A 16,856-nucleotide genomic window follows, 5' to 3' on the forward strand; every position below is an offset into this window, starting at 1 on the left:
CGGAGAGATAGCTCTTCGCTTAAAAAATTATCGTTTTATTTCTTCAATTCCATCACTTTTAGCAACAATTACTTCATCACAAATATTTAAGAACAACCCATGCTCAACAACACCAACTGTATGATCTAGATAATCAGCTAATCCCTCTGGCACCGGAATTGGACTAATATCTAAATCCAAAATATAGTTGCCATAGTGTGTTTTCAGTCTCTTTCCATCTACCATTCTAAATTCTGGATTCAAGCCTTGAGATTCAAAGCGACGTTTTACTTGCATTGCAGATATTGGTAAAACTTCTACCGGTAGCTTAAATCCAGATAAATGGTGAACTAACTTACTTTCATCAACAATCCAAATGTTCTTTTTAGAATTTACAGCCACATTTTTTTCAAGGGTTAATGCAGCACCGCCACCCTTAATTCCATCTAAATTGTCGTCAACTCGATCAGCACCATCAACTGTTAAATCAACTTGATCTACATCACAGAGTTCATCAACTTTAAAGCTTAAATCCTCTAATTGTTTTTTGGAGCGACTTGAAGTGGTCACAATTTGCTTAAGTTTTAAGCCTTCGTTTCTTCTTTGACCTAACCAATCAATAAAAAACTTAACAGTTGAACCAGTTCCAACTCCTAAAACAATACCATTTTCAACTTTATCAGCCGCAATCTTAGCTGCTGCTTTTTTTAATTCATCTTGTTCTGTTTTATCCATTATTTTTCCCCATAGCCTCTTTAACTTCATTAAAAGTTGGGATAGATGGTTGAGCCCCTAAACGACTAACTGCTATTGAAGAGGCACGAGATGCAAAAATTGCAGCTTCTTCAATATTTGAAAAATCAGTTTCAAGCTGACTAGCTAAAAAGCCTAAAAAAGTATCACCCGCACCAGTTGTATCCACGGCCTCCACTTTAAAAGCAGGTACCATTTTTTCAACCTTTTTGGTTGAAAGATAACTTCCTTTGGCACCATTAGTTATTACAACATTTTCAATACCTAAACCATGAAGCTTATCACTTGCTTCTTTTAAGCTAGTTTCATCACTAATTTCAATTCCAGTAATTACACCAGCTTCAGTTTCATTAGGAGTTATCAAATCTGTTAATTTTAACAACTCGTTCGGAATATTTTCAATTGCTGGCGCAGGATTTAAAATCGTAACCACAGCATGCTTTTTAGCAAGCTTAAAAGCTTCGATTGCAACATCAAGTGGTGTTTCAAATTGAGTAATCACAGCATCACTTTCACTGATTAAATCTTCCGCTGCATCAATATCTTCAATACTTAATTCATAATTAGCACCATGATCAATAATAATATTATTCTGTCCCGCTTCATTCAAGTTAATATAAGCATGTCCGGTATTTTTACCAGAAGTAGTTTGAACATAAGTAGTATCAACACCATACGATTTTAATTGGCTTAAAATAAAACGTCCATCGCTATCTTCGCCAACACGATTAATGAAGTTAGTATCACTACCACCTTTTGCTGCAGCAATCGCCTGATTTGCTCCCTTGCCACCACCAGCGGAAGTAATATCTAAAGCGTTAATTGTTTCTCCTGGTTTAGGGAAATCTTTAACATGTAAAGTGGTATCAACATTACTTGAACCAACAACTACAATCTTTTTCATTTTTATTTTTCCTTTCGCAAAAGCGTCTTATTCAATGTTTAGTTTAACCTAATTCCACTAGTAATAAAACCTTTTAATCGAGCTGCTTCCCATTCAAGGGTTTCTTCATCATCAACTTGCGATAATTTATAGCCCACAAAGTATGGTGGTGCATAAAAACGTGGAATTACCTTACAACAAGTTCCAGTACCATGATCAATTGGATAGAAAAACAAATTATATGAATCCACCCCATGAGACAAAACACTTCGTACATACTGCGTTGCCTTTTGAATCAAATCAGCCCACACATCCAAATCTTGATTATGCCACGTCACCACATTAACCTCTTGATATCCTTGCACTGGATGTGCTGATAAGTTCATTTCAACGTCACCACATTTTCCGACTTCAAAGCCGGTAAAATTATTAGGCTGAATATTCTTATAGCCGTCCATCTTATACAGCCCCACAATTTGCATGTGTGGGTGTTGCAATGATCCATCTGACTTAGGGCCAAAGTTTTTATACCATAAAACACTTTTATACTTACTTGAATGGTACATTTCTTTAAAACATTTCAAGCCAAATTTCATAAGTTCCCTATTTTCCTCACGGGTATAAGTGGAAATATCACCCTGATGGTCACTAGATTCAATCAAAATCGTCTGCATCGTATCACGCAAAGTTGGATACTTGTTATGAAGCCAAATCTTATCTCCATCAGTTTCATAAATATCAGTTAAAGAACTTGGATTACAAAAAGGGCAAGGATTTTGCGTATTACTTTGTCGATTGGCATAGTCATAATCATACGGCTTTCTTTTACCAACATTATACATATATACCAAAGGCTCATCATTCATGGCAATACCCCCAATTCAAATCAATCTTTTCTTTCTATTTTATCTTAAATTAGGGAATTTAATAGGTCAATTGACAACATTATTTAATTATCGTTCGAAAAAATAACCACTTATGCTAAAATACAAATGTATTTGTTAGTTTTTTTACAAATATAGAAGAATGTCGTTTGATTTGATGGGGGAGGATCCCAAAAGAATGAATTTTAAGCATAAATTTGCCTTAGCTGTATTAGCTAGCACTTTATTATTAACAACCGCTTGTTCCAATAACAAGTCCGCATCAACTAGCAATGCAGTTGCTACTAAAGTTAGCAAAAAGACCACTATTACTTTTTGGTACTCTTTAACTGGTAAATCTAAGGCAACTTTAGAAAAGTTAACCAAGGATTTTGAAAAGAAAAATCCGAATATTACTGTTAAATTGCAAAGTCAAGGTGGAAACTTAGGTGATTTACAATCAAAACTAGTTTCCAGTTTACAATCACCTAAGAACTTACCCACTATTAGTCAAGCCTATCCTGGCTGGTTATATAGTGCCGCAAAGAACAAATTATTAGTTGATTTAAAGCCATATATAACAAATAAGAAAATTGGTTGGTCATCATATCAAAATTCTGATATTAAGTCAGCTCTTTGGGATGGCGCCAAAATTAACACCACTCAATATGGTGTCCCTTTTAATAAATCAGTAGAAGTTCTCTTTTATAACAAGACTTTACTTGATAAATATCATGTCCAAGTTCCAACAACTATGGCTGAATTAAAGAAAGCAAGTGAAGAAATCTACCAAAAGAGCAATCACAAAGTTAAAGGTGTCGGTTTTGACTCTTTAAATAACTACTATATGTTAGCTATGAAAGATAAAGGTATCGATTTTAACTCTAAGATTAAATTTGATAGCAAGGAATCAAAAGCGGTAATTAATTACTATGCCGAAGGTGTTAAAGCAGGCTACTTTATGACTGCTGGCACTGAAAAATACATGTCAACTCCATTTAATGCTGGAAAAGTAGCTATGTTTATTGGTTCAACTGCAAATGAAGCTTACGTAAAGCCTGGTTTAGCCAAAGGAAATGAATATGGAATTGCTGCTCGTCCAAGCAACTATAACGTTCAACAAGGTACCGATATCTACATGTTTAGTCATGCAAGCAAGCTTCAAAGAACTGCAGCATTTTTATACTTGAAGTATTTAACCAGCAAGTCTGTTCAAAGAATCTGGGCTGATTCAACAGGTTATATGCCTGTAAATTCTAGCGTTTTAACTTCGGCTAGCTATGAAGCTTCAACTCAAAGCAAAGTACCGAAGATTTTGGCTAAGACTTCAAAGAAACTATACTATCTTCCAGTTCTGAAGAATTCTGAATCTGCTTATGACCAGGTAAACGCAAATATGCAAACTATCTTAGCAAGTGCCGAAAAAGGTAAATCATGGACTAATGATATTAAGACAGCCCAAAGTAAATTCGCTAACGCTTGGAAACAATAAGATTTATTAGTTTACATATACAAAAAGAAGGTTGGAAATCCAACCTTCTTTTTTACTAACTATAAAAATTAAGCATTCTTCAAAACAATCTTTTCAACACTTGAAGCTACGTCTTCACAAGCATCGTGACAACGTTCCAAGCAGTTAAATACATCACGCCAAACTAAAACTTGTAAAGCATCTTTTTCATGCACATGTAAGTTACGCATATTATCAATAAACATCACGTCAGCTTTTCCTTCCATCGTGTTGATATTGACAATGTGTTCTTTAAATTCGGCATTCTTTTTGAATTTGGGCAGGTCCTTAATTAATTCCACAACTTCATTTGTGTTTTGAATCAATAATTCACAAATTGGCAAAATTTCTGGTCGAATTGTTTGAATGTTATCGCAGTATAAACGCATAAGTACATCTTCAATTCGGTCAACCATATTATCAATGTTATGAGCCAATTCCATAATATCTTCACGCTCAATTGGTGTCACAAAAGCCTTGATTAAAACTTCTGTCATTTCATGTTTTTCATGATCAGCATTATGTTCTATTTCATGCATCTTATCTGTCAAATTTGATACTCGATCAGGTGTATAATCATTAACAACTTCATTAAGCAATTGACTAGCTTCATATGCAAAATTGGCACACTTCAAAAATGTATCAAAATAATATTGATCTGATTTTCTACTCATTTTTCAATCCTTTTAAAATACTAATAAAAATAACTTCGCCATCAAAAACGCAATTAAGCCACAACCTGGAAAAGTAAAAATCCAAGTTAAGACCATATCTTTAACTACATTTAGATTAATAGAGCTCAGCCTTTTAACCGCTCCAACTCCCATAATTGAACTAGTCTTAGCATGGGTAGTTGATATTGGAATCCCATAAAGAGTTGATATCAGGATACTAATTGCTCCAGCTAAGTCAGATGAAAAGCCTTGAAATGGTTCTAGCTTTACCATGTCCATTCCAACAGATTTGATAATCTTCTCTCCGCCAACACTTGTACCAACTCCCATTGTAATTGAACAAAGCATCATTAGCCAAACTGGAATTGCTATACTTGCAGCACTAGCATGTCCATTAACAAATGCCATTCCTAATAACAAAACTCCGATAAACTTTTGCCCATCTTGAGCTCCATGCATAAAACTCATTGCAGCTGCGCCAGCAATTTGTGCACCTGAGAAGAAGCGATTAGTCTTTCTACGATCCATGTTTTGGCAGATTAAAATAACCCCTTTACAAATAATCCAGCCCAAAGCAAAGCCTAATACCAAACTTAAAACCATCCCATACAAGACTTTAATCCATTCATTCCAATTTATCCCCTTGAAACTACCTTGGATTGCAATTGCTGCTCCTGTTAAACCAGCAATCAATGAATGACTTTCACTAGTAGGAATTCCAAAAATAGAAGCACCTACACTATAGACAACTATTGAAAAAAGCGCTGCCGCTAAAGCAATCATTGAAGCATGTGCATCCCCACCAAAGTCCACCATATTAGAAATTGTTTCCGCCACGCTTGCATTCAGCTGAGTCATTATTAAAACGCCAAAGAAATTAAAAATAGCACTCATAATAATCGCTGGTTTAGCAGCCATGCCGCGAGTTGTTACAGTTGTTGCGATGGCATTAGGTGCATCTGTCCAGCCATTAACAAAAATAACTCCTAAGGTCAAAACAACTGTAGTCAACATTGCTGGATTGGCTAAACTTTGCAAAAAGCCACTTAAACTTATATCCATTCTTCTCTACCTCAAAAAATACTTCTCTACCTTTTTACACAAAAGCGCTTACTTAGTCAAGCAGAAAAAAAGGCCTTTTAGGCCTCTTTTCCCAACTTTTTTCTTAACCGTTGTGCAAATAGCGATAAAGCAAAGCAAACAACAAAATACATTGCAGCAATTATTAAATACATTGGAATCATATAAGTCGTATTTTGACTATAAATAATTTGAGCATGATATAAAAGCTCTGGCAAAATGATAATTGTTGCTAGCGAAGTGTCCTTAACCAGAGAAACAAATTGCGATAATAACGCTGGCATCATCATGTGCATTGCTTGTGGCATAATGACATGACGCATCGCTTGTAAGTAAGTCATTCCATTACTTCTAGCCCCTTCCATTTGTCCTTCAGGGACTGCTTTTATACCACCTCGCACAATCTCCGCCAACATTGCTGACTCAAAAATCACTAATGCACTAATTGCTGCCCAAAATGGTGTTGCATGTATGCCTAATTCAGGGAAGCCAAAATATGTAAAGAAAATAATTAATAGCAATGGTAGATTCCTAATAATATCAATAATAAGTCCAACTATTGCTGAGATATATTTAATCTTCATATATCTAATTGTCCCTAAAATTAAGCCTATAATGTAACTTAACACAATAGAAATAATCGATACCTCAACTGTTACCAGCAATCCTTCAAGCAAAAAACGCAAGTTTGTGGGAGAGTATGCATTAATAAACGTAGACATTCTTTCATCCCTCCTAAGCAATTTTCTTTTCTAAATATCTCATATAATAGCTTAATGGCAATGTTAAAACTAAATAGAAACATCCCACAACTAAATATGTATTGACGGTTTGAAAACTTGAAAATGCAATTACATCGCCTTGATACATCAGATCAAAACCAGCTACGAATGCTAAGACACTCGAGTTTTTTATCAAGTTAATAAATTGATTGCCTAATGAAGGAATAGCTACTTTAAAAGCCTGTGGCAAAATAACAAAACGCATAGCTTGCATATAAGTCATACCATTACTTCTTGCCCCCTCCATCTGACCTTCTCCAACAGAACTTATACCAGCTCTAATACATTCTGCAATGAATGCAGAAGTATATAAAGATAAACCGATACAACCTGCAGTAAAGCCGGATATCTTAAAAAGATATTGCGGAACAATCAAATAAAAAATCATAGTAATAACTAATAATGGGATATTTCTAAAAAGCTCAATATAAGTATGGGCTACTACTTGAGCAATTTTGTTAGGTACTACTTCCATAATTGCAAAAACAGTTCCTAAGATTAACGAAGCACATAAACTAATTATGCTAATCATAATTGTTATGCCAAATCCAGAAAGCAGGTTTGACCAATTATTCTGCAAAATTTCAATCATCTACTTGCCTCCTTAATGCTGAAACCTGGTATACCACTGAACCATTTTTTAAGCAGTTTTTGATAAGTTCCATCAGCCTTCAATTCTACTAAAGCTTGATTGATCTTTTTACGGAGTTTAGTATCACCTTTTCTAACTGCAACACCATATGGCTCACTAGTAAATGTTCCTCCAACTATCTTAAAGCCCGGATTTTCTGCCGCAATCCCGGCTAAAATACCATTATCAGAAGTTAAAGCTTGGCCCTGGCCAGCTTTTAAAGCACTGAAAGCTTGTCCATAATCATCATATTCAGAAACACTTGCCTTAGGTGCAAATTTTCTAATATTTGCAACAGCGGTTGTTCCTTTTACTGCAAGAACCGTAATTCCATTTTTATTCAAATCATAAACGTTTCTTATTTTACTATTTTTGGGTACTAAGATTGCTTGCCCTGCATTAAAGTAGGGTGTTGAGAAATCAACAATCTTTTTTCTTTCCTCAGTAATTGTCATTGTTGATAAAAGTGCATCAACACTTCCATTGCGTAATAAAGGGATTTTAGTTTTAGCTGTTGTTTGAACTAAATTTACTTTGACATTTTTGCTCAACATTTTCTTTGATAATTCTTTAGCCAAGTCAATTTCAAATCCTTCTAACTGACTAGTTTTGATGTTCATGATTCCAAATAAACGAGTATCAGCTTTTACACCCCAGGTGATAGTTTTAGAAGCTTTTATTTTTTCATAAGTATCAGAACTTTTACTTTTGTTTTGGCAAGCTGATAATGTTAAAAGAACTAGCAAAGATAATGAAGCAAAAATCCATCTATAAAAATTCTTCATTTTATTCTCCTAATGGCTAATAACTTTGCTCAAAAACTCTCTTGCTCTTTCAGTTTTAGGATGAGCAAAAAATTCTCTTGGATTGTGCGAATCCTCTAATATCGCTCCCTTATCAAAAAAGAGTAAGCGGCTTCCCACCTCACGAGCAAAGCCCATTTCATGGGTTACTACTACCATTGTAATACCAGCTTGAGCAATATATTTCATGACATCTAATACATCCTGAATCATTTCAGGATCAAGTGCACTAGTTGGTTCATCAAATAAAATTACTTTAGGTTTCATTGCCAGCGACCGCGCAATGGCCACACGCTGCTTTTGTCCACCAGAAAGTTGTTTTGGAAGTAAGTTAGCCTTTTCTTCTAGGCCTACTCTCTTCAGAAGTTTCATCGCAATTTCTTTATTTTCTGCTTCTGGTCGTTTCAAAACAATCCGTGGAGCTAACATAATATTTTCTAAAACAGTATGGTTTTCATATAAATTGAAATGTTGAAATACCATACCTACGTTTTTCCTAATTTTATTAATATCAGTTTTTTTATCGGCTAAATCATACCCTGTTACAATTAACTGGCCACTATTAATCTTTTCTAATCCATTCATTGTCCTAATCAATGTAGACTTTCCTGAACCAGATGGGCCAATGATTGAGACGATTTCTCCTTCATCAATTTCTAGGTTGATATTTTTTAAGGCATGATATTTACCATAGTATTTATCAACGTTTTTGAATTCAATAACTGCTCCCATTATACTTATTTTTCCTTTCACAGAGATATAGCTACATATGATATTTTACCTTTTTTCATTAAACATTAAAAAAGTTAGCACTTATACATGCTAACTTAATTCAATATTTGTCTTAGCTTAATCTAAGACCATCTAATCTGTATATAACTTATAATAAAAAAACTTTTGCTTAAGAAGTTCCTTATGATTACCTTCTTCAAGAACTTTACCATCTTTAAGAACTACTATTTTATCAACGTTAATAATTGTCTTAAGTCGATGAACTATTACAAAACTAGTTCGATTCTTAATCACTTCATCCATTGCTACTTGAATTTTTTCTTCAGTAACCGTGTCAACATTTGAAGTAGCTTCATCTAAGATAAGAAAATCTGGATTAGTTAACAAAGTTCTTGCAATTGAAATTAATTGCTTTTGTCCTGTTGAAAATACATCACCATTTTCACTAATCTCTGTTTCATAGCCCTTGGGTAAACTTAAAATATAATCATGAATTTGAGCTCTTTTAGCTGCAACTTGCACTTCAGCTAAAGTCGCATTTTACCTGAACCTGTAGGACCAACTATAGCAACACTCTTTCCTTTGGGAACTGTGATATTGATTCCATGTAAAATCTCTTTATCTTTGTCATACCCAAAATGAACATCTTCTAAGACTAAGCCTTGATTCAAAGTAGAAAGTTGTTTTCCATCACTCCCACGCTTTTCTTCTTTTTCTTGCTCAACTTTTGCTAATCTTTTCGCTCCTGTTATAGCCAATTCAATTAAGTTATATAATGAAGAAAGCTGAGTAAGCGGTTGAAAATAGGTATAAGAATACTCAATGAACATGACTATTAACCCTAAACCAGTCGCCATTGATACTTGCTTTGTTAGAATTAGGTATGTCCCTCCAACAATTACAATTGCAAAATTTAAAGTTGCCAATCCATAGTTAAATAACATTCTTTGACTCGTCGATCTCCTTTGACATCTCTAAAAGCCAAATAATTCTTCTCTTGTAACAGCTTGATACCCTTGTTAATTGACTGTTTTGGAATACCTGATTGCTCAACTAATTCTTTTTGACTCAGGTGTTTATGATAAAACAGTTCATACAAAATCACACTCAAATATGTTGGTAATCCATTAGTCATATCCCAGGCTTGATAAGCTCGGCCTGAATTTATAATGGCCATATTCATTTTTTCAATTAGTTCTGCGTATTTCAATTTAGTCCTCCCATATACTATTTCTAAAATATAGTACATGTAAGGACTAAAGCCAAACATTTTAGCTGAACATAGAAATTCCCTCTAGACCCCTACCAATCTAAGGGTTATACTAGTTAGAGTTATTACAAGGAGAAGATTATGACTGAATTAAAACGCCCAATTGTAATTGGGATTGCTGGTGGGTCTGGATCAGGTAAAACCACCATTGCCCATGAAGTAGCCCGTTTAATTAATGATGATGATCATATTATTACAATAACTCAGGATTCATATTATAAAGACAATACTGGCATCCCAATGAGTGAACGTAAAAAGATCAATTATGATCATCCTGATGCTTTTGATATGCCACTTTTAGTTGCTCAAATTAATCAACTAATGCATAAAAAAGCTGTAGAAATGCCAGTATATGACTTTACAGAACACACTCGTAGTAGCCAAACAATTCATGTAGAGCCAGCAGATATTATTATTTTAGAAGGAATTTTAGTTTTAGCAGATGAAGATTTACGTAATTTAATGGATATTAAGGTTTACGTTGATACTGATGATGATATTCGTTTTATCCGTCGATTAGAACGTGATTTAAAAGAACGTGGTCGTTCACTAGATTCAGTTATTGATCAATATCTAGCTACTGTTAAGCCAATGTATCACCAATTTATTGAGCCAACTAAACGTTACGCTGATATTATTGTCCCTGAAGGTGGAGAAAATAATGTTGCAATTGATATGTTAACTACCAAGATGCGTTCGGTTCTAGCAAATGATTAACAAGTAAAAAGGCATTAAGGAAAAAAATTCCTTAATGCCCTTATTTTTTAACGCACATTTTTCATCATGTTGCTATAAGTATCATCTTCAATAATAAATCTTGGTCGCTTCTTCACATCGTTAAAGACTTTACCAACATAAGTCCCAATAACACTTAAGGTAATCATTTGAATACCACCAACTAGCCAAAGTGAATTAATCAATGAGCTGTAGTTACTTAAATGATGGGTAACTCCTAATAACATCATCGCGCCACCGCCATATAGCATCATCAAAATACCTAAATATAAGATTATCTTAATTGGAGCTATAGTAAAAGAAGTAATCCCGTTAATGGCAAGTCCCAGCATTTTCTTTAATGGATAGTGACTTTCTCCTGCAAAACGTTCTTTTCGCTTGTAGTAAACCTTGGTAGTATTAAACCCTAATTCAGGGACAATCCCACGTAAGAATAAGTTTTCTTCATGATATTCTAGTAAAGCTTCAACTGCCCTTTTACTCATCAAACGATAGTCAGCATGGTTAGGAATAAGATTAACTCCCATCTTAGTCATTAACCAGTAATAAACTTCCGCAGTTGTTCGCTTAAATCCAGTATCTGTATCGCGATTATTTCGAACGCCGTAAACAATATCAAAGCCTTGATAATAGTTATCAACCATTTCGTATATCTTTTCGATATCATCTTGTAAATCTGCATCAATGGTAATCATCATATCAGAATACCAAACCGCCCGACTTAAGCCCGCCATCACAGCATTTTGGTGACCAAAGTTTCTTGAAAGTCTAATGCCCGTAAAGACCTTATCCTGGCTTTGTAATTGTTCAATAATTTCCCAGGTTTTATCTTTACTACCATCATTCACGAACAAGATTTTACTATTTGCACTAATCTTATTTTGATCAACTAAATCTAAAATGATATTTTTGAGCAATCTAGATGTTTCATGTAATACTTCTTGCTCATCGTAACATGGAACGACGATTGTTAATACTTTATTTGCCATCTTAAATCACTCCTTCTTAATTAACAGATAACTTGTATAATGTTCCATTTGAGTTACCAGGTCCTGCGCCCATTGAGTGAGAACTAGTTGAATTATTATTGTACTTACCGGTACTTACTTTGGTGCCGTACTTCTTCACCCATTTAACGATTGCATTATTGTTGCCGTTATCATTAGTCAAGTAGAAATATTTCACTTTTCCAGCTTTAACTAATTGCTTAAACTTCTTCAAACTAATTGCATTGTCGGTACCGTTATATCCACCTATAGTCATTACTGCCTTGCCTGTCTTAATAATATATGGTGCTGCAGTATTTGAATCCATTGTTGCGAACAAGTATGTAGCGTTACCGTTATGCTTTTCAAGGTAGGAAATCAACTTGTTATTTACACTACCTGAACCAAATGAATCATTTACATTCGTTGAAGACAATAAGCTTGGACCTGTAGTTGGTACAGCTGCACTTTCTCCAGATAAAGTTGGGGTTAGTGACCAAAAGCCTGGAGCAAAAAGCAAAGTTACTAAAATTGCAGATAAGCTAGCTTTCTTATTAAACTTCTTATTAGCTGATAAAACGATATAAGCTGCAACTGCTAACCCTGCAATAATTAATAAGTAAGTTGCCCATGGATAATATTCATTCACATACCATGCTTGCAAACCTGCAGTAGCTATAACCGCAAAGGCCATGAGATAAGTGTTTACCTTTGAAGCAAATTTAGCTTCTTTTTCAACTGTAGTTGCATCAACACTTGATTCTTTTTCTACTGCTGAATCAAGTTCTGCTAATTCTTCCTGCTTTTTCTTCTTGGTTTTATTTTCAACGAATGATGCAATTCCGATTGCTGCAAGAGCGGCAGTTGGTGGAGCAATCATAATCATATAGTATGGGTGGAAGAATTGAGCCATACTGAAGAATCCATAAACCGGAACTAACCAGCCAAGCCAGTATAACAAGTGAGTTTGACGCTTATTAAATTTGAACCACTTTCTCTTCTTGCGCCATTCATTGAAGTAAGCAATTACAAAACCAATTAGTGACAGTGGCAGTAGCCATGAGACTTGTTGACCAAGCGCTGTTTGGAAAATTCTAAATGGTCCGGCATTACCAACGTTAAAGATACCACCGCCGGCTCCTTGGCCACCACCTTTACCGCCAGGGCCACCTTGGCCCATCTTGCCTGGTTTTTTGCCACCCATCTTGCCACTTGGTTTCTTCATTTTCATTGAATTAGTAGCTTGGTTTGTCTTAGTTGAGTTTGTTGGTGCTTGGTTTTGTCCTGGTCTTTGCTTACCTGCGCCAGGGCCACCTTGGCCCATTTGACCACTTGGTTTTTTCATTGAGCCAGATGGCTTAGTACCACTTGGCTTTTTCATATTGCCGTTTTTACTTTGACTAGGTTTATTACCGCCTGGCATATTACCTGCTTTTCCCTTATTTTTACTGTTCATCCCTGGAAAAGCACCGCCAGTCCCAGTACTTTGACCTAATAATCTTTCTGTACCGTTATAACCAAAAGCTAAATCTAAGACTGAATTTTTAGTAGAACTACCAATATATGGTCGACTACTTTTACTTGTTGAATCAACTGCAAGTGGCCATGCCAATGTAAACACTGCTAAACTTGCTGTCGCTGCAATTGTCCATAAACTCTTTTTCTTCCAATTTTGCTTACTAGCAATGAAATAAAAGAAATACATTGCAGGTAAAACCATAAATGCTTGCAACATTTTAATATTGAAAGCAACCCCAATTAAAGCAAATGATCCTAAAACAAGTAATGGCTTGTGCTTTTTAATTGCCTTATGTAATACATATCCTGCCAGTAACAAGAAAAATACCAAAGTTGCATCCATATTATTGGTTCTTGAATTGGCTACGACAATTGGAGTTAAAGTCATAAACAAAGCACCTAAGTTAGCTGCTAAGCGCCCGAAGTATGGTTTAATCAGTTTATACATTAAGAAGACAGAACCAATTCCGAAGAGTACAGATGATAAGACTATACTCCAAGAATGGAAGCCAAATATCTTAACGCAAATTACCATAAACCATAGTGCAACAGGAGGCTTATCCACGGTAATAAAGTTTGCTGGATCAAAGCTACCATACCAAAAAGCCTTCCAACTTTTTGACATTGATACTATTGCAGCCGTATAAAATTGATTTGCATAGCCTGCTTTCCAAATATTCCAACCATAGAGGAAGGCCGCTAAAATTAAAATCGCGACCAACCAATAGTCTAGTTTTTTTATTTTCTCTCGCATTTTCTGCTTCATTGGTATGCCTCCTCTATTCTTAAAGCAAATATTTTATTTAGCTTATGAACCAAGTTTATTCTAGTATTATGACCAAATTGTGACTTTTTTGTAATAAAATAAGAGAGATTGATTACACAGAGGTGATTTTTTATGAAAGCTGATAACATTTGGAAGAAGAACTTATTTATTTTATCCATTGCCGTTTTTATAGCTGGAATTGCATTTTCTGAAATAATGCCATTTTTACCATTATATATATCAAGTCTAGGGCAGTTTTCTCATCAAGCTCTAAATTTTTGGTCGGGCTTTATTTATTCAGGAATGTTTATTATTTCAGCAATTACTTCACCTTGGTGGGGAAAACTAGCTGATAGAAAAGGCCGAAAGCTAATGATTCTCAGAGCATCTCTGGGAATGGCTATAGCTATTGGTGCTATGGGCCTTGTTACAAATGTTTACCAACTATTTGCGTTGCGTTGTTTACAAGGGCTATTTGCTGGCTTTGTATCAAATTCCAATGCCCTAATTGCTACGCAAACTCCTAAAGAAAAAGCTGGGCAAGCTATGGGAACTATGGCTTCTTCAGTTACCGCCGGCACCCTACTTGGCCCACTCATCGGTGGATTCTTAGCATCAGTCTTTAGTTATCGAATCACTTTCTTTATTACTGGCTTTTTATTATTTATAACCTTTATCATGTCACTTTTCTGGGTCCAGGAAGATAATTTTGTTGTTAAAAATACTCAAGATATTGGTAAAACACAAGATGTAATTAAACAATTTAAATCCCCCACTTTAATATTTGGGCTATTACTTACAACAATGATTATTCAAGCCGCAAACAATTCAATTAATCCTATAGTCTCACTTTTCGTTAAACAATTAGTACATAGTAGTGGCAATACCATTTTTCTCTCTGGTATTATTGCTGCTTTACCGGGAATTGCTACTTTTGCAGTTGCGTCAAAATTTGGTGCAATTGGTGATAAAATTGGAACTCACAAAATTATTATCGCTGGCTTTATTGCAGCAAGTATTTTCTTTTTTGCTACCGCTTTTGTTCAAAATACATTTGAACTGGGGATTTTACGATTTTTAGTTGGCTTTTCTGACGCCTGTCTTTTTCCACAAGTTCAAACAATGCTGACCAAAAATAGTCCAGCTGATGTTACTGGTAGAGTTTTTTCTTGGAATCAATCAGCAATGTATATCGGCAATATTGCTGGGCCATTAATTGGAACAACTATTTCTGGCTTATCCAACTATAGTATGGTATTTATAAGCACAGCTATAATTGTTTTATTCAACCTATTTTTATTTAAAATAAATGTACTTAATCATCTAAAAGATACCAGAAACTAGTCTTTTAGCTTTTTTCGTTTACACTAAGTTAAGCATCTGCTATAATTTTAAAAAGTTTTTAAAATATCACTCAAAAGGAGGAGCGATTTTTTGAAGGAATTATTTAAACGACTTTCATTAAAAGAAGATCCATCAGTATATGAAGACAAAGATTCACATTTAAAACGAACACTTGGCGTTAAAGAATTTTTAGCCTTAGGTGTTGGTACTATCGTCTCAGCTTCAATTTTTACTCTACCTGGTGTTGTAGCTGCTAAATATGCTGGGCCAGCTGTGACTATTTCATTTTTATTAGCTGCTTTAGTTGCCGGCTTAGTCGCTTTTGCCTACGCTGAAATGTCTGCAGCAATGCCTTTTGCTGGTAGTGCCTATTCTTGGATTAATGTTATCTTTGGCGAATTTTGGGGCTGGATTGCTGGTTGGGCACTACTAGCTGAATATTTTATAGCCGTTGCCTTTGTTGCTAGTGGCTTGTCATCTAATCTTCAAGGATTGCTTTCTCCAATGGGATTTTCTTTACCTAAGCAACTTCAAGCTGCTTTAGGAACAAATGGTGGCCTATTTGATTTCTTTGCGTGTGGGGTAATTTTACTAATTGCCATCTTACTTTCGCGAGGGGTTAAAGAAGCTGCTCGGGTTCAAAATATCTTAGTTGTATTAAAAGTATTAGCAATCCTCATCTTTATAGCCGTTGGTATTACTGCAATAAATTCCAAAAATTATACTCCATTTATTCCTGCCACCAAAATTAACAGTGATGGTACTATCTTTGGCGGTTGGATTGGTATTTACGAAGGTGTTTCAACTATTTTCTTATCATATGTTGGATTTGATTCAATTGCAGCCAACTCTGCTGAAGCTAAAAATCCACAAAAAACAATGCCTCGCGGAATTATGGGCTCATTGTTAATTGCCGTAATTTTATTCGTCGGTGTTGGTTTAGTACTTGTCGGTATGTTTCCATATTCAGCATATGCCAATAACGCCGAACCTGTTGGTTGGGCGTTACGCCATGCTGGTCACCCTGTTATTGCTGTAATTGTTCAATCTATTGCGGTTGTCGGTATGTTTACTGCCCTTATTGGTATGATGCTTGCTGGATCTAGACTTGTATATTCTTTTGGTCGTGATGGTATGCTTCCAAAATGGTTAGGTCAGCTTAATAAAGATAAGCTGCCAAATCATGCGTTAGTCTTTTTAACACTTGTATGTGTTGTTTTAGGAGCATTATTACCATTTAGTTTCCTAGCTCAAATGGTATCTGCTGGAACATTAATTGCTTTCATGTTCGTAACTTTAGGTATCTATAAGCTGCGTAAGCGTGAAGGTAAAGATATCAATGATCCTAGCTTTAAAATGCCACTTTATCCAGTATTACCAGCTTTAGCCTTTATCGCATCATTAATCGTATTTTTAGGCTTAGATACTGCAGCCAAGCTTACTGCTGGTGGATGGTTCATTTTAGCATTAATTATTTACTTTAGTTACGGTATTAGTCATTCTGCCCTTGCAAAAAGTAAAAACAATAAATAATATTAGCAAGTAAA

At 35.1% G+C, this 16,856-nt stretch carries 16 protein-coding genes and 1 pseudogene; 4 read left to right on the forward strand and 13 right to left on the reverse strand.

Translation table 11 applies throughout. The features are described from left to right. Nucleotides 1-27: 27 nt before the first annotated feature. Genes rpiA through H628_RS0101200 form a run of 3 tightly spaced genes read right to left on the reverse strand, consistent with a single transcriptional unit; the run spans nucleotide 28 to nucleotide 2,481 of the window. Nucleotides 28-714 (reverse strand): ribose-5-phosphate isomerase RpiA, encoded by a 687-nt coding sequence (rpiA, locus tag H628_RS0101190; RefSeq protein WP_027824809.1) that lies wholly within the window; start codon nucleotides 712-714, stop codon nucleotides 28-30. After that, complete coding sequence (rbsK, locus tag H628_RS0101195) at nucleotides 707-1,636, reverse strand: ribokinase (RefSeq protein ID WP_027824810.1); 930 nt, start codon at nucleotides 1,634-1,636, stop codon at nucleotides 707-709. Before rbsK ends, rpiA begins: the two co-directional genes overlap by 8 nt. Nucleotides 1,637-1,674: 38 nt before the next feature. Beyond that, nucleotides 1,675-2,481: a DUF4931 domain-containing protein gene (locus tag H628_RS0101200; RefSeq protein WP_027824811.1), complete on the reverse strand. Its 807-nt coding sequence runs from the start codon at nucleotides 2,479-2,481 to the stop codon at nucleotides 1,675-1,677. 196 nt (nucleotides 2,482-2,677) lie between these two features. On the opposite strand from H628_RS0101200, the gene H628_RS0101205 reads away from it, so the two are divergent. Continuing rightward, nucleotides 2,678-3,970, forward strand: a complete 1,293-nt coding sequence (locus H628_RS0101205; protein WP_027824812.1) for an extracellular solute-binding protein — start codon at nucleotides 2,678-2,680, stop codon at nucleotides 3,968-3,970. 68 nt (nucleotides 3,971-4,038) lie between these two features. On the opposite strand, the gene H628_RS0101210 is transcribed toward H628_RS0101205, so the two are convergent. The 8 genes and pseudogenes from H628_RS0101210 to H628_RS08030 form a co-directional block, all read right to left on the reverse strand. Then, on the reverse strand, nucleotides 4,039-4,662 hold the full coding sequence (locus H628_RS0101210; protein ID WP_027824813.1) for a DUF47 domain-containing protein: 624 nt from the start codon (nucleotides 4,660-4,662) through the stop codon (nucleotides 4,039-4,041). Between the two features lie 12 nt (nucleotides 4,663-4,674). Then, entirely contained in the window at nucleotides 4,675-5,724 is a 1,050-nt protein-coding gene (locus H628_RS0101215; RefSeq protein WP_027824814.1) for an inorganic phosphate transporter, read from the reverse strand. A gap of 77 nt (nucleotides 5,725-5,801) precedes the next feature. Then, nucleotides 5,802-6,464, reverse strand: coding sequence for an amino acid ABC transporter permease (locus H628_RS0101220; protein WP_027824815.1), 663 nt, complete (start codon nucleotides 6,462-6,464; stop codon nucleotides 5,802-5,804). A 13-nt stretch (nucleotides 6,465-6,477) separates the two neighbouring features. Then, the gene (locus tag H628_RS0101225; protein ID WP_027824816.1) at nucleotides 6,478-7,116 is read right to left on the reverse strand and encodes an amino acid ABC transporter permease; all 639 of its coding nucleotides are present in this window, start codon (nucleotides 7,114-7,116) and stop codon (nucleotides 6,478-6,480) included. Beyond that, nucleotides 7,113-7,940, reverse strand: coding sequence for a transporter substrate-binding domain-containing protein (locus H628_RS0101230; protein ID WP_027824817.1), 828 nt, complete (start codon nucleotides 7,938-7,940; stop codon nucleotides 7,113-7,115). Before H628_RS0101230 ends, H628_RS0101225 begins: the two co-directional genes overlap by 4 nt. 9 nt (nucleotides 7,941-7,949) lie before the next feature. Further along, nucleotides 7,950-8,690, reverse strand: coding sequence for an amino acid ABC transporter ATP-binding protein (locus tag H628_RS0101235; RefSeq protein ID WP_027824818.1), 741 nt, complete (start codon nucleotides 8,688-8,690; stop codon nucleotides 7,950-7,952). 132 nt (nucleotides 8,691-8,822) lie between these two features. Beyond that, nucleotides 8,823-9,619: pseudogene (locus tag H628_RS07510) on the reverse strand (ABC transporter ATP-binding protein); the annotation flags it as partial. Next, nucleotides 9,604-9,960, reverse strand: coding sequence for a MarR family transcriptional regulator (locus tag H628_RS08030; protein WP_342341410.1), 357 nt, complete (start codon nucleotides 9,958-9,960; stop codon nucleotides 9,604-9,606). The pseudogene H628_RS07510 and the gene H628_RS08030, both read right to left, overlap by 16 nt. Before the next feature lie 81 nt (nucleotides 9,961-10,041). Here H628_RS08030 and udk point away from each other — a divergent pair, with 81 nt between their 5' ends. Then, nucleotides 10,042-10,677, forward strand: coding sequence for a uridine kinase (udk, locus tag H628_RS0101250; protein ID WP_027824820.1), 636 nt, complete (start codon nucleotides 10,042-10,044; stop codon nucleotides 10,675-10,677). A gap of 47 nt (nucleotides 10,678-10,724) precedes the next feature. On the opposite strand, the gene H628_RS0101255 is transcribed toward udk, so the two are convergent. Then, complete coding sequence (locus H628_RS0101255) at nucleotides 10,725-11,684, reverse strand: glycosyltransferase family 2 protein (RefSeq protein WP_027824821.1); 960 nt, start codon at nucleotides 11,682-11,684, stop codon at nucleotides 10,725-10,727. Between the two features lie 16 nt (nucleotides 11,685-11,700). Next, a complete protein-coding gene (locus H628_RS0101260; RefSeq protein WP_236692227.1) occupies nucleotides 11,701-13,965 on the reverse strand; it encodes an ArnT family glycosyltransferase in 2,265 nt (754 codons plus the stop codon). A 132-nt stretch (nucleotides 13,966-14,097) separates the two neighbouring features. Between H628_RS0101260 and H628_RS0101265 the strand changes: the two genes are divergently transcribed. Together H628_RS0101265 and H628_RS0101270 are read left to right on the forward strand one after the other, a co-directional pair. Next, entirely contained in the window at nucleotides 14,098-15,309 is a 1,212-nt protein-coding gene (locus H628_RS0101265) for an MFS transporter (protein WP_027824823.1), read from the forward strand. A gap of 90 nt (nucleotides 15,310-15,399) precedes the next feature. Beyond that, nucleotides 15,400-16,842, forward strand: a complete 1,443-nt coding sequence (locus H628_RS0101270; RefSeq protein ID WP_027824824.1) for an APC family permease — start codon at nucleotides 15,400-15,402, stop codon at nucleotides 16,840-16,842. Nucleotides 16,843-16,856 lie beyond the last annotated feature (14 nt).

The organism is Lactobacillus psittaci DSM 15354 (assembly GCF_000425905.1).
GTDB classification, from domain to species: domain Bacteria; phylum Bacillota; class Bacilli; order Lactobacillales; family Lactobacillaceae; genus Lactobacillus; species Lactobacillus psittaci.